At 61.8% G+C, this 21,272-nt stretch carries 20 protein-coding genes; 14 read left to right on the top strand and 6 right to left on the bottom strand.

Annotation, left to right across the window (positions count from 1 at the left end):
• Positions 1-190 precede the first annotated feature (190 nt).
• Positions 191-610 carry a RidA family protein gene (locus AACH73_RS16265; RefSeq protein WP_272741867.1) on the top strand — a complete coding sequence of 140 codons (420 nt, stop codon included), beginning with the start codon at positions 191-193 and terminating at the stop codon, positions 608-610.
• A 67-nt stretch (positions 611-677) separates the two neighbouring features.
• Here the strand turns inward: AACH73_RS16265 and AACH73_RS16260 are convergent, their stop codons facing one another.
• Positions 678-2,906 (bottom strand): TonB-dependent receptor, encoded by a 2,229-nt coding sequence (locus AACH73_RS16260; protein ID WP_338735879.1) that lies wholly within the window; start codon positions 2,904-2,906, stop codon positions 678-680.
• Between the two features lie 263 nt (positions 2,907-3,169).
• Here AACH73_RS16260 and AACH73_RS16255 point away from each other — a divergent pair, with 263 nt between their 5' ends.
• From AACH73_RS16255 to gatB, 7 genes are all read left to right on the top strand, one after another.
• Positions 3,170-3,613 carry a glycine zipper 2TM domain-containing protein gene (locus AACH73_RS16255; RefSeq protein ID WP_338735878.1) on the top strand — a complete coding sequence of 148 codons (444 nt, stop codon included), beginning with the start codon at positions 3,170-3,172 and terminating at the stop codon, positions 3,611-3,613.
• 210 nt (positions 3,614-3,823) lie between these two features.
• On the top strand, positions 3,824-4,270 hold the full coding sequence (locus tag AACH73_RS16250; RefSeq protein WP_338735877.1) for a glycine zipper 2TM domain-containing protein: 447 nt from the start codon (positions 3,824-3,826) through the stop codon (positions 4,268-4,270).
• A gap of 340 nt (positions 4,271-4,610) precedes the next feature.
• Positions 4,611-5,276, top strand: coding sequence for a response regulator transcription factor (locus AACH73_RS16245; protein ID WP_338735876.1), 666 nt, complete (start codon positions 4,611-4,613; stop codon positions 5,274-5,276).
• Between the two features lie 48 nt (positions 5,277-5,324).
• Positions 5,325-7,241, top strand: coding sequence for an ATP-binding protein (locus tag AACH73_RS16240; protein ID WP_338735875.1), 1,917 nt, complete (start codon positions 5,325-5,327; stop codon positions 7,239-7,241).
• 52 nt (positions 7,242-7,293) lie between these two features.
• The gene (locus AACH73_RS16235; RefSeq protein ID WP_338735874.1) at positions 7,294-7,536 is read left to right on the top strand and encodes a type II toxin-antitoxin system prevent-host-death family antitoxin; all 243 of its coding nucleotides are present in this window, start codon (positions 7,294-7,296) and stop codon (positions 7,534-7,536) included.
• Positions 7,533-7,922 carry a type II toxin-antitoxin system VapC family toxin gene (locus tag AACH73_RS16230; protein ID WP_338735873.1) on the top strand — a complete coding sequence of 130 codons (390 nt, stop codon included), beginning with the start codon at positions 7,533-7,535 and terminating at the stop codon, positions 7,920-7,922. Before AACH73_RS16235 ends, AACH73_RS16230 begins: the two co-directional genes overlap by 4 nt.
• A gap of 25 nt (positions 7,923-7,947) precedes the next feature.
• The gene (gatB, locus tag AACH73_RS16225) at positions 7,948-9,417 is read left to right on the top strand and encodes an Asp-tRNA(Asn)/Glu-tRNA(Gln) amidotransferase subunit GatB (protein ID WP_338735872.1); all 1,470 of its coding nucleotides are present in this window, start codon (positions 7,948-7,950) and stop codon (positions 9,415-9,417) included.
• Between the two features lie 39 nt (positions 9,418-9,456).
• Here the strand turns inward: gatB and AACH73_RS16220 are convergent, their stop codons facing one another.
• Both AACH73_RS16220 and AACH73_RS16215 read right to left on the bottom strand, forming a co-directional pair.
• Positions 9,457-10,758, bottom strand: a complete 1,302-nt coding sequence (locus AACH73_RS16220; protein WP_338735271.1) for an IS4 family transposase — start codon at positions 10,756-10,758, stop codon at positions 9,457-9,459.
• 104 nt (positions 10,759-10,862) lie between these two features.
• A complete protein-coding gene (locus tag AACH73_RS16215) occupies positions 10,863-11,348 on the bottom strand; it encodes a hypothetical protein (RefSeq protein WP_338735871.1) in 486 nt (161 codons plus the stop codon).
• 341 nt (positions 11,349-11,689) lie between these two features.
• Between AACH73_RS16215 and AACH73_RS16210 the strand changes: the two genes are divergently transcribed.
• Both AACH73_RS16210 and AACH73_RS16205 read left to right on the top strand, forming a co-directional pair.
• Complete coding sequence (locus AACH73_RS16210) at positions 11,690-12,619, top strand: ATP-binding cassette domain-containing protein (protein WP_338735870.1); 930 nt, start codon at positions 11,690-11,692, stop codon at positions 12,617-12,619.
• Positions 12,616-14,004 carry an ABC transporter permease gene (locus AACH73_RS16205; protein ID WP_338735869.1) on the top strand — a complete coding sequence of 463 codons (1,389 nt, stop codon included), beginning with the start codon at positions 12,616-12,618 and terminating at the stop codon, positions 14,002-14,004. The genes AACH73_RS16210 and AACH73_RS16205 overlap by 4 nt, the downstream gene beginning before the upstream one ends.
• Positions 14,005-14,061: 57 nt before the next feature.
• Here AACH73_RS16205 and AACH73_RS16200 read toward each other — a convergent pair whose 3' ends face one another.
• A complete protein-coding gene (locus AACH73_RS16200) occupies positions 14,062-14,511 on the bottom strand; it encodes a hypothetical protein (RefSeq protein ID WP_272741877.1) in 450 nt (149 codons plus the stop codon).
• Between the two features lie 172 nt (positions 14,512-14,683).
• The gene (locus AACH73_RS16195; RefSeq protein WP_338735868.1) at positions 14,684-15,745 is read right to left on the bottom strand and encodes an RcnB family protein; all 1,062 of its coding nucleotides are present in this window, start codon (positions 15,743-15,745) and stop codon (positions 14,684-14,686) included.
• A 438-nt stretch (positions 15,746-16,183) separates the two neighbouring features.
• Here AACH73_RS16195 and AACH73_RS16190 point away from each other — a divergent pair, with 438 nt between their 5' ends.
• On the top strand, positions 16,184-16,462 hold the full coding sequence (locus AACH73_RS16190) for a sel1 repeat family protein (protein WP_272741879.1): 279 nt from the start codon (positions 16,184-16,186) through the stop codon (positions 16,460-16,462).
• Position 16,463: 1 nt separating this feature from the next.
• Here AACH73_RS16190 and AACH73_RS16185 read toward each other — a convergent pair whose 3' ends face one another.
• Positions 16,464-17,192: a polysaccharide biosynthesis/export family protein gene (locus tag AACH73_RS16185; protein WP_272741880.1), complete on the bottom strand. Its 729-nt coding sequence runs from the start codon at positions 17,190-17,192 to the stop codon at positions 16,464-16,466.
• A 153-nt stretch (positions 17,193-17,345) separates the two neighbouring features.
• Between AACH73_RS16185 and AACH73_RS16180 the strand changes: the two genes are divergently transcribed.
• The 3 genes from AACH73_RS16180 to AACH73_RS16170 all read left to right on the top strand — a co-directional run bounded on the left by AACH73_RS16180 (position 17,346) and on the right by AACH73_RS16170 (position 21,184).
• Positions 17,346-18,857 carry a Wzz/FepE/Etk N-terminal domain-containing protein gene (locus tag AACH73_RS16180; protein ID WP_338735867.1) on the top strand — a complete coding sequence of 504 codons (1,512 nt, stop codon included), beginning with the start codon at positions 17,346-17,348 and terminating at the stop codon, positions 18,855-18,857.
• Between the two features lie 309 nt (positions 18,858-19,166).
• Complete coding sequence (locus tag AACH73_RS16175) at positions 19,167-19,883, top strand: transcriptional regulator (protein WP_272741882.1); 717 nt, start codon at positions 19,167-19,169, stop codon at positions 19,881-19,883.
• Positions 19,883-21,184 (top strand): O-antigen ligase, encoded by a 1,302-nt coding sequence (locus AACH73_RS16170; RefSeq protein WP_272741883.1) that lies wholly within the window; start codon positions 19,883-19,885, stop codon positions 21,182-21,184. Before AACH73_RS16175 ends, AACH73_RS16170 begins: the two co-directional genes overlap by 1 nt.
• The last annotated feature ends 88 nt before the right edge of the window (positions 21,185-21,272 follow it).

The raw sequence follows: 21,272 nt of genomic DNA, 5'->3' as shown, positions 1-21,272 counted from the left end.
TCGATTATCTCTTTTTTCGGATCGACGCCCTGTCCAGTCCCGGCAGGGCGTTTTATTTTTGCCCCTGCGGCAACGTAAAAGAGGCACATCAAAAGTCGGTGCGGGGCTTGTCAGCCGCCTCACGGATCATCAAAATCGCCCTCCATAACCGTCCCGGCACCTCATTGCCGGGTATTACCGGAGTTTAGCGATGAGCCTGCCCGAAATCCCTGTGAAGCCGGTCCATGCGGACGGCGTCACCTACTATATGCACCCGCATCCGCGTTCACCCTTTTCCGAGGCCGTTCAGGTCGGCGGCGTCCTGTACCTGTCGGCCATGATCGGTCTGGATGGGCAGGGGCGGCTGGTGGACGGCTTTGAGCCACAGGTGCGTCAGATCATGTCCAATTCGCAAGCCATACTGCGTCGTTACGGGCTGGGGCTGGAGCACGTGTTCAAGACGACGGTGATGATGAAGGACATGGCCAACTGGAGCGCCTTCAACCGTCTGTATAAGCCCTATTTCCATCCGACCCGTCTGCCGGTGCGGACCGCCTTTGGCGTCAGCGATCTGGCCTATGGAGCGGAGGTCGAACTGGAGTTTCAGGCCTACGTGCCGCACGGCGGTTAGGCCGAGGGGCAGACCATTAAAAAAGGCCGGTGCGAACACCGGCCTTTTCTCGTTTATTCACAACGCCTTAGAACGCCTTCTTCAGCGAGAGACCATAGGTGCGGGGTTCCGACACCATGACCGTCAGGTTGTTGAAGTCGATGCCGCTTTCAGCCACGATATTGTCTTCGAGGTTGCGCACATAGGCGGCGATTTCCAGCCCCCCCTTGGTGACGTAACCGCCGCGCAGACCTGTCTGGGTGAAGGCCTTGCCGGTGAACTCGGTGGCCTCATACAGGAAGAAGTTGATCTTCGAGCGGTAGGCCACGTCGCCGTAGACGAAGAAGCGGCTGCCGTCGCCCATAGGCCAGACGTACTGGGCCGTCAGGTTGGCCACCCATTCCGGTGCCTGGGGCAGGGGGTTGCCGTCGATATAGGCATAGCGCGTGCCACCCGACACATAGGTGCGGTCCAGAGGCGTACACAGGCCCGACCCGCAGGTGGCCACGGCGGTGACCGGGTCCTGGATTTCGGTGCCGTTATAGCTGGCGCTGGCCGTCAGCAGCAGGTTGTCGGTCGGCTTGAGCGACAGGTCGGCTTCGAAGCCTTTGCCGATGGCTTCCTTGGCATTGATCAGCTTGGCCGAATTGACCGCGCCGCCGACCGCCGTGATCTGAAGGTCCTTGGTCTTGAAATAGTAGGCCGACAGGTCGTAACGCAGCATCTTGTCGAAGGCATAGCCTTTGAAGCCGGTTTCATAGGAGGTCGTGGTCTGCTCACCGGCCGTGGTCGGCACGCCGCCGAAATTCACACGATCCTGAATCGCCGGGGCCAGATAGCCGGTGGCGAAGCGGGCGTACCAGTTGAGGTTCGGTGAAATGACGTAGGTGGCACTGAGGTCGCCGGAAACATTGTCGCCATCGACCTTGGTGGTGACGGGCAGGGTGGTGCCGGGGAAGACCGCGCGGCCCCAGACGATGTCCTTCTTTTCGTCCGAGGTGTAGCGCAGGCCGGCGCGCAGGGTCAGGGCGTCGGTGGCCTTATATTCGGCCGAACCGAAGACGGCGAAGCTGGTGCCGTGGTTCTTGTGGCGCACGTCGCCATTATTGAGGTAGTCCAGCTCGTTATACTTCAGAATCTGGTCGAAGTAGTAGAGGCCGAACTGACCGCGCCATTGACCGAACTGCGCGGTTTCGAAACGCAGCTCCTGCGAGAACTCTTCCGGCTCCGTCGTGCCGCCGGTAGCGACCGGGAAGAAGGTGCCGTAGAGCGTCGGGGCAACGATGGTCGAGACGCCACCGTCGATATCGCCCGAGCTTTCGGTCTTGGCGCGCTCATAGGCGGTGATCGAGTGCAGCGTGCCCAGACCGTCGAAGGTGTAGCTCAGTTGCAGGCTGGAGCCGATCGAATCGAGCGACTGGCTGATGAAGGGGCTGTCGAGGCGGACCTTCTTGATATCAAAGCCGGTATTGAAGTCGTTGGTGCCCGGCTTGATAGCGCTGGCGCGGAACAGACGCGGCGTGCCGTCCAGCTTACGGCCGTGGACATTGAGCAGGGCTTCGAAATTGCCGCTGACGTAACGCAGCTGACCACGCAGAGCATAGTCTTCGTAACCTTCCAGCTTCTTGCCGTTATAGAGGTTGGTGACCCAGTCGTCGCGGCGCTGTACGATGCCCGACAGACGACCGGAGAAGCCATTGCCCAGCGAGCCCGTGACCGCGCCTTCGGCATTGACCGTGCCGAGATTACCGGCGGCGACGCTGTAATAACCGCCAAACACCTCCGACGGCTTGGCCGAGGTCAGCTTGACGACGCCCGACGGCGTGTTGCGGCCGAACAGGGTGCCCTGCGGGCCGCGCAGCACTTCGACATTGGCCAGATCGAAGATCGGGAAGGACTTCAGCATCGGGTTTTCCAGCGCCACGTCGTCATAGACGACCGACACGGGCTGAGAGGCGTTGGGATCGAAGTCGGTATTGCCGAGACCGCGGATGTAGAAACGCGGGAAGGTACGGCCAAACGACGATTCGACGTTCAGCGACGGGGTGCGCGACGCCAGAACGCGGATGTCGAGGCCCGACGAATTGATGACGTCGAGCTTGGTGCCCGACAGGGAGGAGACGGCGACGGGCACGTCTCTGGCCTTTTCAAGACGACGCGAAGCGGTCACGACGACTTCGGTCGTGGCGCTGTCCTCGGCTTTGGGCGGCGCGTCTTCGGCGTGAGCCACGCCGGTAAGAGCGGCCAGAGCCAGCAGAGAGATGCCGCCCAGACGGGCGGACAGGTGGCGCGTGGTGCGCGGTTTCATTGGGTGCATGACGGTCCTCGGAGCAATATCTTGCCCCTTCCCCTACGTTAATTCCCTGTAGCCCCGTGTTCCCCCGGAGTCGGGTTAACGCTAGCACAGCATGTCGCTTTTGCAACGGATGCGTGACGGACATGTAACATTGATACCAACTATGGCTTTTTGGCCATGCCCTTACGTCAGGTTTTCTTTGTCGGCTTTCTTATCGGGCTGACGCGGCCGCGCATCGAAACCTTAGCCGACCCGCGCGACCCTCCGGTCAGAAAGTGAGGTGCATGATGAACAGATCGCTTAAATTCACCTGTGGCGCATTGCTCAGCGCGGCCACCCTGGGGCTGGCCTTGCCGGCCGCCGCTCAGAGCTATGACGGCTGGTGCTATCAGAAGGGCAGTTCGGCCCGCACCAAGGGCACGGTGATCGGGGCCGCCGCCGGGGGCGTGCTCGGCAATGTCGTGGCCGGTAAGGGCAACAAGACCGAAGGCACGATTCTGGGGGCCGTTGTAGGTGGGGTCATCGGCAATCAGGTCGCCAAGAAGAACAATGAAAAGGAAACCGCCTCGGCCAATTGCCTCAATAGCCGTTATTACGTCTATGACCGCGGTTATTACGAGCCGCCGTCACCCCCCGACGGCTATCGCATCGCCTATTTCACCCAGCGCCCCTATTACAGTTCGTACTGGGTCAAGCGCGACGGCGAGGATTATCGCTATCGCCGTTGATAGCCATTTATTTCCTGTGCAAAAGAACCCGGTGCCCTGTGCGCCGGGTTTTTTGTTTGGCCCCACCCCTGATTTCTGACGTAATTGCGTCACAGCTTTGTTCGATATTCCGGGAAGTTTTTGAACGCACCTGAACGATACCGTTCAGTCCCGGTTCAGGCGGGCGGTGTCAGTGTGGAGCCACAACCTGTTCATGCAAGGGAGTATGTCATGATCTCTACGTCCGCAAAACTGATCGCCGGGGGTTTCGCCGCCGCTCTGGCCCTGGGCATGGCCCTGCCGGCCGCTGCGCAAAACTATGACGGTTTCTGCTATCACAAGCAGCAAAACACCAAGACCAAGGGCACGGTCATCGGGGCCGTGGCCGGGGCCGCGCTCGGCAATGTGGTCGCCGGTAAGGGCAATAAGACCGAAGGCACGGTGCTGGGCGCCGTCGTTGGTGGCGCCATCGGCAATCAGGTCGGCGAAGAAGTGAAGGAAAACAAGATCGAAAAGTGCCTGAACGACCAGTATTTCGTTTTCGCCGGCCGTGAATACGCGCCGCCGCCCGCCCCCAAGGGCTATACGGTGGCCTACTATACGCAGCGTCCTTACTACAGCACCTATTATACGCACCGTAACGGTCGCGTCGTGTTGTGGACGCCGCGCCGCCGCTAAGCGGACGGGTTTCGGTTACAGGCAAACGCCCGGCCCTGCGCCGGGCGTTTTTGCGTTCTGGCGGAAAGACAAAAAAAGGGGCCGGCGGGGACACCGGCCCACTTAAGAATAAGGGGCAAATTGAAACGAGAATAACTCGAACGCGATCTGTAAGAGCGCGCCGTGGACCTTCTTCCGGAGGGGCCACAGTCCACCAGAGAAACACAGACAATTGTCGGTGGCTATACCGCCTATATGGGAGGGCCCCCCATAAACCCGTGACCCCGATTGTCGGCCCGGGACGCCCATGTTACACCGGATACCAAGGTAATTCCTAAACCCGCAGGTACGTTGCGTTTACATGTCCGAGTCCCGTCTGGTCCTTATCGAGGACGATCCCTTCGTCCGCCGTCATATCGCCACTCTCATCGAGGCGGCGCCGGACATGCGCCTGACGGGGGAGGCGGGGAGCGTGTCGGAGGGGCTGGGCCTTCTGGATACGGCCCCGGATCTGATCGTGCTGGATCTGGGCCTGAGCGACGGCAGCGGCCTTGAGATCATCAAGGCGGCGCGGCAGCGCGACCTGCCGACCCGCATCCTTATACTGACGGTGTTTGGTGATGAAACCTCTGTCATTTCGGCCCTGACGGCGGGGGCGGACGGCTATGTCCTTAAAGACAGCGCCGAAAGCGAACTGATCGGCAGCATCCGCCACACCCTGAACGGCGGGTCGCCGATTTCCGCCCCGGTGGCGGCCTATCTGCTGCGCCATATCCGCAAAGACGCCTCGCTGGCCCTGACGGCCGGGCCCGAACTGGCCGAGGATGCGCCCGGCATCACACCGCGCGAAATCGAGCTTCTGTCGCTGCTGGCCAAGGGGCTGAGCTATAAGGAAGCCGCAGGGGTGCTCGACATTTCGCACCATACGGTCGGCACGCACGTCAAGGCCATCTATCGCAAGCTGGCGGTCAATTCGCGCTCCGAAGCCGTGTTTGAAGCCGTGCGCAGTGGCCTGATCCGCCTGTAAAGCCGCACGCCGCTTGTGGGGATTGCACTCCTGCGGTTATGGTGCGGCATGTTTCGCCTTCCGACCTCTGAGCCCTGGACCAGCCTGAGTCGCGCCCTGTTCTGGGCGCTGCTGGCTCAGATCGTTTTCTGGGGCGTGCTGTTCGCCTTCGCCCGCACGCCCCTGCCGCCGGAAAAGGTCGATGCCTATCGCGTCAAGGCCGTCTATACCCGGCCTTTGGACGGTCTGACGCCGCAGGCTTTTCCGCTCAGCACCATGACCCTGTTGTCGGCGGGCCGGACGCCCATGCCGGACGATTTCGCGAATATCTGCGTGCGCGGTGCCCGTTTCCCAGCGCAGCAGTTTTCGTTTTTGGTCACGCCGCAACCGGGCCGGGGCTTCGAAGCCCTGTACCTGCCGATGATCAAGGACAATTACACCGTTTACCTCAATGGCCGCCTGCTGACAGCGCCGCGCGGGCAGTTCGGCTTTCCGTCCAGCCACGACGGTATGCGGCCGCAACTGTTCAGCCTGACGCCCGATACGCTGCGCCCCGGCGAAAACCGTTTCGACATTGTGGCCGTCGCCAATGGCTGTCGGCCGCACATGAAGGGCGCGCTGTTCGGGCCGCAGACCGATCTGCGCCGCATTGAGGATCATCGGTTGACGACGGCTATCGGTATGCCGCTGATCACGGTGATTGCGGCCACCCTGCTGAGCATGATCGCCGCGGCCCTGCTGCCCATCAGCGGCTATAACCGCCTGTTCCTCAGCGTTACCCTGTTCATGGCGGCTTTGGCCATACGCGGGGCCAGCTTCATGTGGCACGGCGATGTGCTGGAAGATAGCCTGCACGATACGCTTTTGTCGATTGTATCCGGCCTCACCATCGGGGCGACGGCCTATTTCCTCAAAAACTGGACTCTGGCCCCCGATCGTCACACGCCGATCATCGTTGGTGTGATGTCCGCCGACATCGCGGCCCTGCTCACCGGGTGGGTGACGCAGCAGAGCTGGCTGCCGACCGTGACCGAGACGACGCTGATTTTGGTGTGCTCAGGCTATTTCCTGCATCGCATGTGGAAACTGGCGCAGTCGCAGCCGCAACTGCTGTTGCGCTCCTTTCCCTTTCTGTCGATCGGGCTGGTGACGACCCTTTATGATCTCTATCACGGTCTGTTTGGCTTGCCGCGACCGCTGACGGCGGGCCTCTACTTCCCCTTCGTGATCATCGCCGGGGTGGCCATCGACCTGGTGACGCGCGGGTTTGAGCTATACCGCACGGCGGAGGAACAGCGCGCCGATCTGGCGCGGCAGGTACAGGATCGCGAGGCCGAAATCCGCGAGTCCTATATTAAACTTCAGGAGCAGGAACAGCTCAACGCCGTCAATGCCGAGCGCCAGCGCCTCATCCGCGACATGCACGACGGGGTCGGCGGGCATCTGGTCAGCCTGCTGATGCAGCTCAAGCTGGGGGCGGTGCCGGCGGAGACGATGCGGGTCAATATTCAGGCCGCCGTCGATGATCTGCGCCTGATCATCGACTCGATGGATTCGATGGGGGATTCGCTGGAGGTCGGGCTGGCCATCTTCCGCGAACGGATGCGCCCGCGCCTTCAGGTGGTGGGGGTGGAACTGAACTGGCGCAATGCGCTGGATGTGGAGCCGCGCGGGTATCGGCCAAACGAAATTCTCAATATTTACCGCATTTTGCAGGAAGGGGTTACCAATGCGCTCAAACACGCGCAGCCGAAAACCATCGACCTCAGCCTGCGCGCCGACCCGGACCAGCCGGGCGGGCTGATCCTGACGCTCAGCGACGACGGGGTGGGCTTTGCCACCGATGAGCGCGCCTCGGCCGGGCGAGGCTTGAGCCACCTGCGCCGCCGCGCCCAGATGATCGGTGGCCGCATCGACATCGTGTCGGCTCCGGGCAGCGGGACGACGATCCGCCTCTACGTGCCGCCGCCGTCATCCGCATCTTGATATTGCGGCCAGATTAAACTAGACTAATCTGACTTAGTTTAGCGAGGTGGCTATGACCACGGTCAATATACACGAGGCCAAAACCCACCTGTCGCGGCTGGTGGAACAGGCAGCCAAAGGCGAAAGCTTCATCATCGCCAAGGCAGGCAAGCCGGTGGCGCGCGTGAGCGCCATTGACGCGCCTGATCGGGCGCAGGTGCGCCGTCTGGGGTTCCTGAGCGGTCATATCCGCACGCCGTACGATTTTGACCGCCTGGGCGAAGAGGAGGTCGCGCGCCTGTTCGGTGGCGCATGAAACTGCTGCTCGATACCCATATTCTGCTGTGGGCGGCGGGGGAGCCGGAAAAACTGCCGCCAGAGATAAGGCGCCCACTCGAAGACCCGGAAAACACGCTGCTGTTCAGCGCCGCCAGCCTGTGGGAGGTCGCTATCAAGCGTGGGCTGGGGCGCGATGATTTTCAGGCCGATCCGCGTCTGTTGCGGCGCGGGCTTCTGGATAATGGTTATGTCGAACTGCCGATCGTGAGCGCCCATACGGTGATGGTCGATACCCTGCCGCCTATCCACAAAGACCCGTTTGACCGCCTGTTGGTGGCGCAGGCCCTGTATGAAGGCGTAAAGCTGATCAGCGTCGATCCGCAGGTATTGCGCTATTTCGAGGCGTCTGCCTCTTCCCTGTGAAAGCCCATCTCGCTATAGGGAAAGAATGACCGACTCTGCCTCCAGATATATCCAGGGCCGCACCGGCCCGTGGGAACTCGTTATCGGCCTTGAGATTCACGCTCAGGTCGCCTCGACCTCCAAACTGTTTTCGGGTGCCGCCGTAGGCTTCGGTGCTGGCCCCAACGAACAGGTGAGCCTTGTGGACGCGGGCTTCCCCGGCATGTTGCCGGTCCTGAACCGCTTTTGCGTCGAGCAGGCGGTGAAGACGGGTCTGGGCCTGAAGGCGCAGATCAACCCGCATTCGCGCTTTGACCGCAAAAACTACTTCTATCCCGACCTGCCGCAGGGCTATCAGATTTCGCAGCTCTTTTACCCCATCGTAGGTGAGGGCGAGGTGCTGATCGACCTGTCGGACGGCACGCAGAAGACGGTGCGGATCGAACGTCTGCATCTGGAACAGGATGCGGGCAAGTCGATCCACGACATCGATCCCAACAACACCTATGTCGATCTGAACCGGGCGGGCACGGCGCTGATGGAGATCGTCTCCAAGCCGGATATACGCTCGGCCGAAGAGGCCGTGGCCTATTTCAAGAAGATCCGCACCATCCTCGTCTATCTCGGCACGTCCGATGGCGACATGGAAAAGGGCAATATGCGCGCCGACGTCAACGTTTCGGTGCGTAAGCCCGGCGCGGAGTTTGGCACGCGCTGCGAAATCAAGAACGTCAACTCGTTCCGCTTCATGCAGCAGGCGATTGAATACGAAGCACGGCGTCAGATCGAAATTATCGAAGACGGCGGCACCATCACGCAGGAAACCCGCCTGTTTGACTCGGTGAAGGTCGAGACGCGCTCGCTGCGTTCCAAGGAAGAGGCGCACGATTATCGCTACTTCCCCGATCCCGACCTGCTGCCGTTGGAGCTGGAGCTGGCCTGGATCGAAGACATTAAGAAGTCCCTGCCGGAACTGCCGGACGAGAAGCGTCAGCGTCTGATGACGCAATATGGCCTCAGCCAGTACGACGCTACCGTGCTGGTCACCGAGCAGGCGCGCGCCGACTATTACGAGGCCGCGGCGAAAGGCCGTGACGCCAAGCTGGTCGCCAACTGGGTGACCAACGAGCTTCTGGCGCGTCTGACCAAGGACGGGCTGGAGATTGAACAGAGCCCGCTGCCGCCGGCGCACATTGCCGGGCTGGTCGAACTGATCGAAACCCATGTCATTTCCTCGAAGATCGCCAAGACGGTGTTCGAGCACATGTGGGAAGGCAAGGGCAGCATCACCCCGGCCGAGATCGTCGAAACACACGGTCTCAAGCAGGTGACGGATACCGGCGCGATTGAGAAGGCCATTGACGAAATCATCGCCGCCAACCCCGACAAGGCCGAGGCGGCGAAGGAAAAGCCGCAGGCCATCGGCTGGTTCGTCGGTCAGGTCATGAAGGCCACGGGCGGCAAGGCCAATCCGGCGGCGGTCAATGATCTTCTGAAAAGCAAGCTGGGTCTTTAATTCCCAAGGAAAAAGCCCCGCCGGTTGGCGTAATGCAGTTCACTTAAGGGCCGATACAGTTCTCTGGTCGTATTTTCTGGGCAGAGTTTTGACGACACGGGGGCATGATCGCCCCCGTTTTGTTGAGAGTAACAAATCGCCGAGTCTGTTTCGCAGCCTGACGAGATGTGCTGGGATTTTTCCGGGCGCTTCGATCGCCATCCATCCCCATTCCTGACGCAGATAATGCAATGTGGCGGTAAAGCTGAGCTGAGTTGGCGGAACTTCGGCTTCGACGGCGATTTCGGCCATTTCCAATCGGACCAGATTGTAGGCCAGCAATGCCCCCCAGACCTCTTGGCAGACGGTTTCGGGGGTTCCGCTACGCAGGGTAAGTTCACTGCCAAGAAGCTCCTGCTTGAGTTCGCGATAGCTGGTTTCGATGCGCCAGCGTTCCTCGTACTGATGGACGATGTCCTTGGCCGGATAGGCCTTGGTATCCATCAGGGATGTCAGCAGGATGCGCTTTTTGCCATGTCGCGTGGTCGTCTCGATCGCCCTGGCCTCCCATGAGGCGGGTAATCCCGGTTCAGCCTGGCGGGCCTGCGGTGACACCTTCATACGCACCCGATAGTCACCCGGGGTTTGATCGAGGCGCTCCCACACGCAGTTTGCTTTGGCCGGGATCAACCAATGGCGCTGCGTGCCTTGCGTCTGCAACCGCAGCAAAAGACTAGCACTAAAGAATCCCTTGTCGAAGACTGTCAGAGAATGGTCCGGCACCTGGTCAACAAGGGATTTAGCGTAGAGCATCTCGTTTGTATCGTAGGCGCCAAACACCGCGTCGCGCACCAGATGTGTAGCAAGGGCCGTCAACGTCAGCAGGCGTAACTGCGGATAACTGGCAACAACGCCCGACGTGTAGCTTTGAGCGCCAAAATGTGCACGGTTCTCCTCGCTGTCGGACGTCCGCAACGTGCTTCCATCCACGGCGTAACGCGTAAGTCCGCGCCAGGCTCGACCGTTTTGATGCCGCTCGTCCCAGCAGGCGGCGCATATGGCAAAGAGCTGCGCCAAAGGGGCTTGACCCAAGCGTTGCCGGGCCTGGGTCAGGGCACTCTTGGCAATATCGGGATTCACCTCGTCGGGCAAAGCAAGGCTAAGATGGGCAGCCACATCCGCAATCGACTGATGGCGATAAAGAGCGAGCGCTATCACCAGCCACACCACCTGCTCCGCAGGAAGTTTACGGCGCCGTACACTCGCCTTGCCTGTCGCCGCTAAGGCCTGCGAGATCCACCCCACATCGACCGAGCGGGAAAGAGCCGTTAAATCAACATGATGTCCAATGCGAGCGCGCATGAAAGTAAAGCCAGAATGATGAACGAATCACCATCCTGGCTCATATATTTTACTGAATGATTCTTAAGTGAACCGCATTACGCCGGTTGGCGGGGCTTTTTTTGTTATTGATTTGTGGTCGGCTGGTCCTTGGTGACCGGCTCTTCGGTTTGCGGCAGGGGCGGCACCGGGGCATTGGGGTCGCCCGCCTGACGTTGATTGGTCGTCGGGGCCGGGTTGGCCGGGGCCTGCATCGGATCGGTGGCCGGTTGCGTCGGCTGAGCCGGATCGCCCATCGTCGGCGTGGCGCTGGTGTCCGGAGCCGGGGCGCTGGTCGTGGTGCTGGCCTCGGTCGAGACATCAGCGGCCTGAGCGGCGCGCAGGGACTGAGCGTTCAGTTCAGCGGTTGCGGCGTTTTGCGACTTGCGGTCCTGCCTGGCCGTCGGGGCCTGCTTTTCGCTTTTGGCCGTCATCGGGTCTTGCGTCGCGGGGTCTTGCGTCGCGCCGGTTTGCGGCATGGCATTCGTCTGACCGGACATATCCTGCGCGAAGGCCGTCGGAGCGACGAGCAGGAAGGCGGCGGTAGCGGCGGTGGTGAGAAGGCGGGTCATGATGATCCTCAGGGGTAGGGGTTGAAACTCTGAGCCAAGTCTCTCACCAACGCGCAGGCTCCTCAATTTTGCGGTCCTTGCAAAGCCGAACGCCTGTTTTAGGGGCGGCTTATCTTCTTTACGGAGGTCATAAAAGGACGCTCAATCTGAGCGGATTTTGCCGGTTTACGCCCATGCCACCGCATCCCGCGTTTACGGAAATGTTCGGGCGTCTGAGGCCGTCCTGACGTGTCCGCAATGTGTCTTATGCTTTTCCAACGCCCTAGGCGCCTTATCCCCAGCCTGGCCTTGCGCCCTCGACCGCCGCGTGAGAGATTGCCCTGAAACAAAAGGGGGACCGTATGGCGTCCGACTATGCCCTAAGTCTCGATGGGGTGAGCAAATATTACGGCGACTTCGCTGCGGTGAGGGATCTGAGTTTCCGCGTGCCGCGCGGCTCGATCTGCGGCTTTCTGGGGCCGAACGGAGCGGGTAAGACGTCGAGCGTGCGCATGATGCTGGGTTTGTCGCAACCGAGCGCGGGCACCATCACCGTGCTGGGCGGTGACGGCGCCAAGGTGCTCGACCGCATCGGCTTCCTGCCCGAAGAACGCGGCCTGTATCGCAAGATGTCGCCGGTGGACATGATCGTCTTTCTGGCCGGTCTGAAGGGCATGAAGGCGTCGGCGGCGCGCAAGCGGGCCATCGAACTTCTGACGGCGCAGGGCCTCGGCGAATTTATGTACAAGCCGATCAAGTCCCTGTCGAAGGGCATGTCGCAAAAGGTGCAACTGATCGGCTGTCTGGTCCATGATCCGGAGCTGGTCATTCTCGATGAACCCTTTTCCGGGCTCGATCCGGTCAATCAGCAGGGGCTGGAGGACATGATCCGCGATCTGGCGAAGCGGGGCGCGACCGTGCTGTTTTCTACCCACGTCATGGCCCATGCCGAGCGCCTGTGCGAAAACGTCGTCATGCTGACCAAGGGGCGCAAGGTGTTCGAAGGCACGCTGCGTCAGGCGCGCGAACGCGCACCGCGCTATCTGGAGCTGGAGGGCGTGCTGAACCGTGAGCAGGTCACGGGTCTGCCCGGCGTGTCCGAAGTGATCGACGGCGGTGCGGGCGAAGAGGGCACCCACCGCTGGCGTCTGCGCTTCCTGCCCGGCGTGACACCCAATGAGGCGCTGAAGACGGTGCTGGTCGGCGGGCTGGATGTGCGCCGCTTCGAAGCGCATGAGCCGACCCTGCACGACGCCTTTATCGTCCTGACCAATGGCGGAGAACCGGCATGAAGACGCTTCTGATTGCGCGCCGCGAATATCTCGCCTTCGTCAAGACGGTCGGTTTCTGGCTGTCCCTGCTGGTCCTGCCGGTTCTGATGGCGGGGTCGGTGTTTATCCCTATCCTGATGAGCCGCAGCGGCGGCGAAGAGGCCAGTCGCGTCGCCATACTCGACCTCAGCGGCGAGAACCTGACCCCGTCCTTGCAGGCCCGGCTGGATCGTCCCGATCCCGCCGTTTCCGCCCTGCACGAGGCGGCCCCCAGCGTTTCGGCGCGTCAGGCCCTGCGCCAGATGGCCAGTCGCCGCGATTATCAGGTGGTCGCCTTACCCGCCGGTCTGACACCGGACATGACGCGCGAGGCCGCCGAGGCACGCCTGTCGCAACTGATGCAGACGGAAACCCGCAGCGTCGATCAGGTGATCGTCGCCTATGTCGAAAAGACACCTGAACCGCATCTGGCCTTCGATCTGTGGTCGTCGCAAACCAAGGGCAAGTCGCTGGAGGATTATCTGCGCGGGGACCTGCACGCCCTGCAATCGGCCTATCTGGCCAAGCAGAAGGGGGTGGACCCGCAGGTGGCCACCGCCTTGCGCGAGACGCGGGCCGATATCCGCAGCCTGACCCCGGCCATTGCCGCCGCGGGGGCGGATGAAAAGGCCTCGTTCACCGAAACCTTGCGGGAAAACGGCCCGCACTTTGTCGGGATCGTCCTGAGTTACCTCACCTGGATGTCGATCTTCTCGTCCTCGGTCATCCTGCTGTCGGGGGTGATCGAAGAGAAGTCGTCGCGGGTGCTGGAGGTGCTTCTGACCTCGGCCCCGGCCAGCAGCCTGCTGGTCGGCAAGGTGCTGGGCGTATTTATGGTCCTGCTGACGGTCGCCGGGCTGTGGAGCGCGGTGGCCGCCGGCATTATGGGCTACGGACTGGCCTTTATGCCGCCGGATATGATGAACAATGTGCACGTGCTGGCCGGGGCGGTGTTCAAGGTGGAAACCATCGTGCCCATGCTGCTGTTCTTTGTCGGTGGCTATCTGATGTACGGCATCACCTTCATCGCCATCGGCTCCTTCTGCGAGACGCAGAAAGAAGCGCAGGCGATCATGGGGCCGATCGTGGTGGTGCTGATGATCCCGATGATGAGCCTTCAGGCGGCGCTGATGTCGCCCGACCTGCCGCTGATCCGGTATCTCTCGTGGCTGCCGCTGTTTACGCCCTTCCTGATGCCGCTGCGGGTTCTGGGTGGCGCGCCGTGGTGGGAGATTCTGGCGACGCTGGCCGGCATGGGGGCCATGGCGTGGCTGATGATCCGGCTGGGGGCCCGCGCCTTCAAGCAGGGGGCGCTGGGCGGCGGCAAGTTTAGCTGGAAGGCGCTGATGGGGCTGTCGAAGGCCTGACGCAAAAACGCCCCCAGCGTCACGACTGGAGGCGTTTTCATCAGAATAATCGGGAGGTTACTTCTCGACCTTGGCGTCGCTTTGCGCGCCGACCTGAGCCGAGGCGCCGTCGCTGCTGACACTGGCATTGCCGGAGAGGTTGGCATTGGCCTCGGTCGAAGGCGCGGCCTGCGCGGCGGTGTCGAGAGCCGACTGCGTGGTGGCCTGCGCCTTATGCTTGGCCTTGTGCGCGGCGTTGTAGGCCGAGTTGGCGGTGGTTTCGACGCCGGAGCGGGCGCGGGTGGCGGCGTCCTGAGCCGTGCCCGTGGCGCTGTCGATCGTCGAAGACGGATCAACGCCGACCTGACCCTGCGCCCCCAGGCTGCCGCCGACGGTGGACTGCGTGCGGTCCACCTGACCGGTCAGGCCGCCGGTGACGCCCCCTTGACCGCCCAGAAGCTGGGCCGAGGCGGGAAGGGCGGTCGCTGCGGCCATGAGGGATACGGAAAGAACAAGTGCGCGTTTCATTTGGGTTTCCTCATTAAGGGTTGTACCACCCCGTCAGGAAACGCCGGTTTTCGGGCTGAAATGTGCCGGAAAGATAAGCCCGGAAACGGAAGGCCTAAGCCGCCGCATAAGCCCCGCATAAAAAACCCCTCCGGCAGAACCGGAGGGGTTTTGGCCTGCATCCGCAACCCTATCAGAACACGTCGTAGAAGACGTCGATGATACGGCCGGTGCGCAGATCGACCAGAACAATGTCGTTGCCGACGAAATAGTATTCGCAGCCATAGGGCTTGGGTGGCAGGAAGTAGAAGTCCGGGTCATAGACGCGATAGCTGTAGAAGTAGCGCGGCAGGTAGTCGCCATAATCGTAGCGATAGCCGTAATACTCGCTCGGCACGCGGTAATAGCCGTAACGCGGGGCGAAATAGAAGCCTATGCGCACGCCCGTGTAGGAACGGAAATCGCGATGCGTGCGCCAGTTATAGCTGTGGCGCGAAGACCAGCCGTTGCGGTCGCCGTCATGGTCCCAGCCACCTTGCCCCCAACCGCGCTGATCCCAGCCGCCACGGTCACGGCCGTTGCGGTCACGATCATTGCGATCATTCCGATCCCAGTCGCGGTCATTACGCCCCCAGTCACCCCCGCGATGATCCGTGTCGCGATTGCCGGTCCAGCCGCCGGGCGTCGGGTTGCGCCCGCCGTTCCAGCGTCCGTCATTACCGGGACGGTTATCGGGGCGGTCATTGGGTCGCGTGTCGGGACGATTATCCGGCCGGGTATCTGCGCCGTTATTGGACCGTTTACCAGGACGACCGTCGGGACGGCTGTCATTACGGTCGGGACGCCCCTGCCATCCGCCGGGCGTGGCACTGTTTGGGGTGCCGGGCGTGCGATCCGGGCGGCCAAAGACCCCGTCCTGACCGGGCTGGCGGTTCCAGCCCCCGTCCCTGACGGTGCCCGCATTGCCATTATCGCCACGGTTCCAGCCGCCGCCCGTACCGCGGTCGCCCCCGCGCGGGCCGCGATCGCCGCCCCTGTCACCCCCTCTGTCACCGCCGCGTTCGCCACGCGGCTCGCTGATCTCCGGGCGCGGCTGAGGCGTTGGCGGGGCCTCCGAGCGCTGGTCGGGTTTGCGCTGAAGCTGCGCATAGCTGCCCGCGGAGGCCGGCGCTGCGACCAGGGGAAGGGACAAGGCGATGACCGCGCTCAGGGCTGTGGCGGTCAGTCGATGGCACGGAAAGGACCGGTGGGTCATGGTTTCCTCGATGGCGGTGATTTTTTTGACCGCCCTAGGCATGGACGGAGACGATTTTCTCCGATTGTCTTGACTATGCGCCGCGCTGGCTGAACTGAAACTGAACGAGAGCGGGCAGTTATCACGGCCGTTTTGCGGTGGGGGGTATCAAGCTGTGCCTGCGGATTCACTGAGTCTGAATTTAAATATTAACGGGATTTCGGCGTCGAATTTATGTATACATCCATTATTTTATAAAATATTATGGAATTTAACTCTGATTTTTTGAAAAAAGTAACGATTATTATTTCAATTGTTAATAGAGAAATTAATGTTAATTCAAATTTTACATAAAAAATTCACAGTAAATATCGCTGTTAACTTTAATTTCACTTGGCGGTGAAAAAGTTGGCTCATCGACCACTTGCTTTCGGGGGCCGCGCAAAAGGCGCGGAAACGATGATGATGACGAACGAAACCCTGCCTCTGCCGACGCCGGACATGAGCGGCGACGATCTGTTCAAGCTCGGCATGATGTATTCGACCGGTCAGAACGGCGCGCCCGTCGATCTGATCTCGGCGCACATGATGTTCAACCTCGCCTCGATGCGCGGGTCAATGGAAGCGACGCTTTACCGTCGCGAGCTGTCGAAGGAAATGGACCGCGAAGACGTGGCCGAAGCCCAGAAGGCCGCCCGCCGCTGGCTGGATCAGGGCCACACGCGTTACGCCGCCTGATTTACTTGTTCTGGCTGTAGAGCAGCCAGCTCATAATCCCCGCCGGGACTATGTTGTTGATGTTCTGTTCGACCCAGACGCCAGCCTTGGCGATGCGGGTCTTGGGCACAAAGACGATGTCGTGACGGCGCAGGGCCACGGCCACCGAAGCCTTGCCGTTCAGCGGGCTTTTGAGGTCGATCAGCCTCTGCATGATCTTCCCGTCCGGACCGCGCCGCAGGATCAGCACCTGCTGTGACTTGGCGGCATTGGTAAAGCCCCCGGCCGCCAGCGCTGCCGACAGGGCATCGAAATCGCCCGGCATCTCGACCCAGCCGGGATTGCGCACCTCGCCGCCGACCAGCACGCGCGTATTGCCCGTGTCTCCGGGGAAGACGGTCACTTCGGGGTGGCGCAGATAGGGGCGATAGAGTTCGGTAATCTCCGTCTGAAGGTCCGTTACGCTTTTAAACGCGGCCATGACCTGTCCGACCAGCGGCAGGGTGATACGGCCGTCCTGACCGACCTGCGTCGTCCGACTGAGTTCCGGCGCACTCGGCACCTGTATTTCCAGCTTGTCCGACGGATAGAACAGATAGGGCGGGTCTTCGTCCGTCCATTCCGAAAAGCGAATGGGCGCCGCTTCGGGTGCCCGCCCGGCGTGCGCCGCCGGGGCGATGCACAGGGCCAGAAGGCCCATTCCGGTCACTCCCTTCATCAAAGCGCGCTTGCTCAGCATGGCGGCGTCCATAAAATTCAGTCCTTCTTAACCATGGTTGAAAATGGGTAACGGTTGGTTAATGCCTCAGAGGGACTATCCGGACAAATAATGGAAGTTCAGCTTCCGAATCGTTGCGTTCCTTGCCATACAAAGAACGGCGTGATGTAAAGGGGTGTGTTTCGGGTGCGCGCGCAAGGCGTTTACAGCGAAGAAACGGGCACGAGAGCCACGGATCGCCGTGGCGCCGCCCGTACCCCTGCGCGCCGCCGCTATGCCTATGAGGCCGACGATATTCTGCGCCTTTTGCTGCGCGAATGGTGGTTGATGCTGCTGATCTTCGCCGCCATCTTCGGGGTGGGTGCGGGCTTTGCGCTGACGCTCAAAAAAAGCTACACCGCCGATGCCTCCCTGCTGATGCAGCTCGGTCAGGACTACGTCTATGTGCCCGCCGCCGGGGATGCGGCGCGCGGTGCCATTGCCACGATCGACGAAGTGGTGCAGTCGGAAGTCGAAATCCTCAACTCCGCCGAGCTTAAGCACCGGGTGATCGAGAAACTGGGCTATAATGCCATAGATTCCAGCTTCCCCAAGACCTATGCGCCGCGCACCGAGACGGAACGCGATCAGGCCGATGCGCGGGTGATGAAGACGCTGAGCGGCCTCAAGACCGAGACGGCCCCGCAAAGCAATATCGTGCGCCTCAGCTTCACGCACAAGGACCCGCGCGCCGCCGCCCTGATCCTCAATACCTTTATCGACCTCTATCAGACCTATCGCCACGAAGTGTTTATGGACGTCACCGCGCCGTTGCTGGAAAACCAGAAGGCCGCCTTCGACCGCCGTCTGCGTCAGGCCGACAAGTCCTATGAGGATTTCCTGCTGCGCAATGGGGTCGGGGATTTTCAGGCCGCCAAGGCCACCTATACCAAGCTCTATGACACGGTGATGTCGGAAATCTACGTCGCCGATGCCGGCATTGCCACGGCGCGCGCCCGTCTTCAGGCCATTACGTCGCGGCTGGGGCAGCAGGCCCCGGAGATGAGCACCGAGCGGCAACTGGATCTCAGCGTGCCGTCGAAACTGCTGGCGCTGAAACAGCAGCGTGCCGAGCTTCTGACGCGCTACACCCCGGCGGCCCCGGCGGTGCGTGACCTCGATGAGCAGATCAAGGCGCTGGAGACGCTTCAGGCGTCGGGCCGCGCCATTGGCGAAAAGGAACACCGCATCGGGGTCAACCCGATCTATCAGCAACTCCTGACCGACAAGCTCAATCTGGAGGCTGAAATTGCCGCCACCTCCGGCCGCCGGGCACAGCTTCAGGCCCAGGCGGATCAGGTGACGCACAAGCTTCAGTCTCTGGTCGGTATGGAGGCCGAATATAACAGCCTCTCGACCGAGCGCAGCGCCCTGCAAACCAATATTGCCAGCTTCACCCAGCGTATTCAGGAAACGCAGGCCGCCCGTGAAATCGCCGAAAAGGCGCAGGATACGGTGCGCGTCGTCAACCGGGCCCGCCCGCCGGACAAGGCCAAGAGCCTTCAGAAGCCGGTGCTGATCCTCGCCTTCCTGTTCGGCGGCTTCACGGCCCTGTGCGCCGGCCTGCTGCGGGTCTTTCTGCGCCGGGGCTTCCTCAGCGCCGATATGGCGTCCAAGACGCTGGGCCTGCCGGTACTGGCTCAGGCCCGGGCGAAATAAGAACCACAGGCGAACCACGACAGCGGGTTTACGTTACGCCATCACGCGCTCGCGCCTTCGCCTGAAAAGCGTCATTTTCAACCCATAGGTTTCTGAATCATTATGATTTTGGGTAGAAACACAACGATCCAGATTTTGGTTTTGCCCCTCGCCGGGTACGGGCTGCGCCACCCTGGCCGCCGCCTCAATGGCGGCTTAAGCGGAATGAGTCCACGAGAAATCATTCCGCTCCAAGGCAAAGCGGCTTATGGTATCTGCGAATACGCGCGGACGCGATTCGTCCACGCATGACATGGCGTATTGGAATTTATGGTCGATCTGACGCGGGAAATGGCCGATCTGATGGCGGCGCTGAAGGGCGGGGCACGCGCCGCCGACAGCGGCCGGGGACGGGTCATCCTGTTCGCGGCGGCCTGCGGCGGTGAGGGCGTATCGACCGTGGTGCGCGAATATGCCCGCTGCGAAGCCGCCTTCGCCAGACGCCCTGTCTGGCTGATCGACGCCGACCTGCGCCAGCAGACGCAGCTTGAGGCCGTGCTGGACGAGCCCGCCCGTTTCGGACCACCGGGGCCTGTGTCGTCAGCCACGCCGGACGGATCGGTCTTCTTCGCTCTGGAACCCAAGGCGCTGGACGCTCAGGGCCAGCCGGTCCCCGACAGCCAGTATCTGATCGCGCGGTCCTTCCTCGACAAGCGCTTGTGGGTGACGCGCCTGCGCGATCACCTGCTGCTGCCGGGGCAGAAGACGCGCCTGTTCGAACAGTCCTCCTACTGGCAGGCCCTGCGCACCCATGCTCAGGCCATTCTGGTCGATGCACCGGCCTTCGACCGCTCCGACGCCGTCCTGCGGCTGGCCCCGCTGGTGGACGGCGTGGTGCTGGTCGTCAGCGAAGGGGAGGGCGAGATCGACGCCCGCGTCGCGCTGAAGACCCAGATCGAACAGGCCGGGGGGCGGCTGCTCGGCATGGTCTATAACAAGTCGCGCGCCACGGTCCCGCTGGCGGGGCGCAAGTCCGCGCACGGCTGATGGGCGGCGCGATTCTCCGTGGTATCCGGGAGGACTGGGACGGACAGTGGCTGTCTTTCGGCCTGTCGGTCGGCATCCTGTTCATGTTCTCGCAGGGCTGGCTGTCGCCCATCTTCGGCTATTCGACCGAACAGTCGCCCATGGCCGGGGCCATTATCCGCAACATCTATTACCCCGTCTATCTCGGCGCGCTTGCCCTTTTGTTCCTGACGTGGAAACAGGTGCTGGCCGGGGTGATCCGCACGCCCGTGCTGCTGGTCCTGATCCTTTTGTGCGCCGTCTCCTATGTGTGGTCGATCGACCCCTCGGCCACGCTGCGCCGCTTCGTCGCCTTCGCCATGACCTGTCTGGCCGGCTATGTCATCGCCGCCCGCTTTTCGTGGCGCCGCCTGATCGAGGTCATCGCCGTCACCTATCTGATCCTCATCGCCGGATCGTTTGTCATGGCCCTGCTGTTTCCGGACAAGGGGCGAATGACCGAGCTGTTCGTCGGGGCCTGGCGCGGGGTCTTTGCCGAAAAGAACAATCTGGGCGCGGTGATGGATGTCGGCTTTCTGGCCTGTCTGGCGGCCGGGATTCAGGTGCCCAAACGCCGCTGGCTGTGGTTTGCGGCGGCGGCCGGGGCGGCGTTTCTGGTCCTGATGTCCACCTCCAAGACGTCGCTTCTGGCGCTCATTCTGGGGGCAGGCATGATGGCCTTCGTATGGCTGTCACGGCGCGGGCCGATACTGGGGGTGGTCCTCACCTGGCTGGCGGTGTGCGTGCTGCTGGCGGTCGGCAGCGTGGTCCTGCTGATGCCGGAGGCGCTGTTTCATCTCCTGGGCAAGGACGCGACCCTGACCGGGCGCACCAATATCTGGGCCGGGATCGACCACGTGATGCGCAAACACCCGATGACCGGCTACGGGTATGGCGTCGTGTGGTCCACCGAAGGCGACTGGACCCCGCTGCGCTGGATCACCGAGGTGGCGGGCTTTCGCGCCTATCACGCCCATTCCTGCTGGTACGAGGTGTGGCTGGCGCTCGGCTATGTCGGCCTGACCGTGTGGGCGATCCTGTTTATCGAGACGTGGCTTAAGGCCTTTTACCGCACCTATCGCGGCGATGGGGGCTATTTCGCCCTGCCGTTTATCACTGTCTATTCGCTGATGAGCCTGACCGAAAGTATCGCGATCGGGTGGAATGACATCCGCTGGTGCCTGATCGTGCTGATCGTCGTCAAGCTGGCCCTGCCGGGCGACGGGCCGGTGGTCGCGGCTGCGGTCGGTCCGGTCAGATCACGGCGCGGGCTGTACGATTAAGATTGCCCAAATCACAAACCGGATTTCTTTGTGTGGTCGGCGTTTGAAGAGCAACCACAGATTACACAGATTATACTCCAGCCCCTAC

It is taken from the genome of Asticcacaulis sp. DW145, from assembly GCF_037101385.1.
Lineage (GTDB): Bacteria > Pseudomonadota > Alphaproteobacteria > Caulobacterales > Caulobacteraceae > Asticcacaulis > Asticcacaulis currens.
The sequence above is the reverse complement of the archived record's forward strand: the minus strand, read 5'-3'. Positions and strand labels throughout refer to the sequence as shown.

What these genes read in the sequence shown, in the direction of transcription:
- AACH73_RS16265 (WP_272741867.1), top strand. Translation starts at nt 191, where the DNA reads ATGAGCCTGCCCGAAATCCCTGTGAAGCCGGTCCATGCGGACGGCGTC.
- AACH73_RS16260 (WP_338735879.1), bottom strand. Translation starts at nt 2,906, where the DNA reads ATGCACCCAATGAAACCGCGCACCACGCGCCACCTGTCCGCCCGTCTG.
- AACH73_RS16185 (WP_272741880.1), bottom strand. Translation starts at nt 17,192, where the DNA reads ATGGACGCCGCCATGCTGAGCAAGCGCGCTTTGATGAAGGGAGTGACC.
- AACH73_RS16195 (WP_338735868.1), bottom strand. Translation starts at nt 15,745, where the DNA reads ATGACCCACCGGTCCTTTCCGTGCCATCGACTGACCGCCACAGCCCTG.
- AACH73_RS16215 (WP_338735871.1), bottom strand. Translation starts at nt 11,348, where the DNA reads ATGACCCGCCTTCTCACCACCGCCGCTACCGCCGCCTTCCTGCTCGTC.
- AACH73_RS16220 (WP_338735271.1), bottom strand. Translation starts at nt 10,758, where the DNA reads ATGCGCGCTCGCATTGGACATCATGTTGATTTAACGGCTCTTTCCCGC.
- AACH73_RS16230 (WP_338735873.1), top strand. Translation starts at nt 7,533, where the DNA reads ATGAAACTGCTGCTCGATACCCATATTCTGCTGTGGGCGGCGGGGGAG.
- gatB (WP_338735872.1), top strand. Translation starts at nt 7,948, where the DNA reads ATGACCGACTCTGCCTCCAGATATATCCAGGGCCGCACCGGCCCGTGG.
- AACH73_RS16175 (WP_272741882.1), top strand. Translation starts at nt 19,167, where the DNA reads ATGGTCGATCTGACGCGGGAAATGGCCGATCTGATGGCGGCGCTGAAG.
- AACH73_RS16240 (WP_338735875.1), top strand. Translation starts at nt 5,325, where the DNA reads ATGTTTCGCCTTCCGACCTCTGAGCCCTGGACCAGCCTGAGTCGCGCC.
- AACH73_RS16200 (WP_272741877.1), bottom strand. Translation starts at nt 14,511, where the DNA reads ATGAAACGCGCACTTGTTCTTTCCGTATCCCTCATGGCCGCAGCGACC.
- AACH73_RS16190 (WP_272741879.1), top strand. Translation starts at nt 16,184, where the DNA reads ATGATGATGACGAACGAAACCCTGCCTCTGCCGACGCCGGACATGAGC.
- AACH73_RS16205 (WP_338735869.1), top strand. Translation starts at nt 12,616, where the DNA reads ATGAAGACGCTTCTGATTGCGCGCCGCGAATATCTCGCCTTCGTCAAG.
- AACH73_RS16250 (WP_338735877.1), top strand. Translation starts at nt 3,824, where the DNA reads ATGATCTCTACGTCCGCAAAACTGATCGCCGGGGGTTTCGCCGCCGCT.
- AACH73_RS16245 (WP_338735876.1), top strand. Translation starts at nt 4,611, where the DNA reads ATGTCCGAGTCCCGTCTGGTCCTTATCGAGGACGATCCCTTCGTCCGC.
- AACH73_RS16235 (WP_338735874.1), top strand. Translation starts at nt 7,294, where the DNA reads ATGACCACGGTCAATATACACGAGGCCAAAACCCACCTGTCGCGGCTG.
- AACH73_RS16210 (WP_338735870.1), top strand. Translation starts at nt 11,690, where the DNA reads ATGGCGTCCGACTATGCCCTAAGTCTCGATGGGGTGAGCAAATATTAC.
- AACH73_RS16255 (WP_338735878.1), top strand. Translation starts at nt 3,170, where the DNA reads ATGATGAACAGATCGCTTAAATTCACCTGTGGCGCATTGCTCAGCGCG.
- AACH73_RS16170 (WP_272741883.1), top strand. Translation starts at nt 19,883, where the DNA reads ATGGGCGGCGCGATTCTCCGTGGTATCCGGGAGGACTGGGACGGACAG.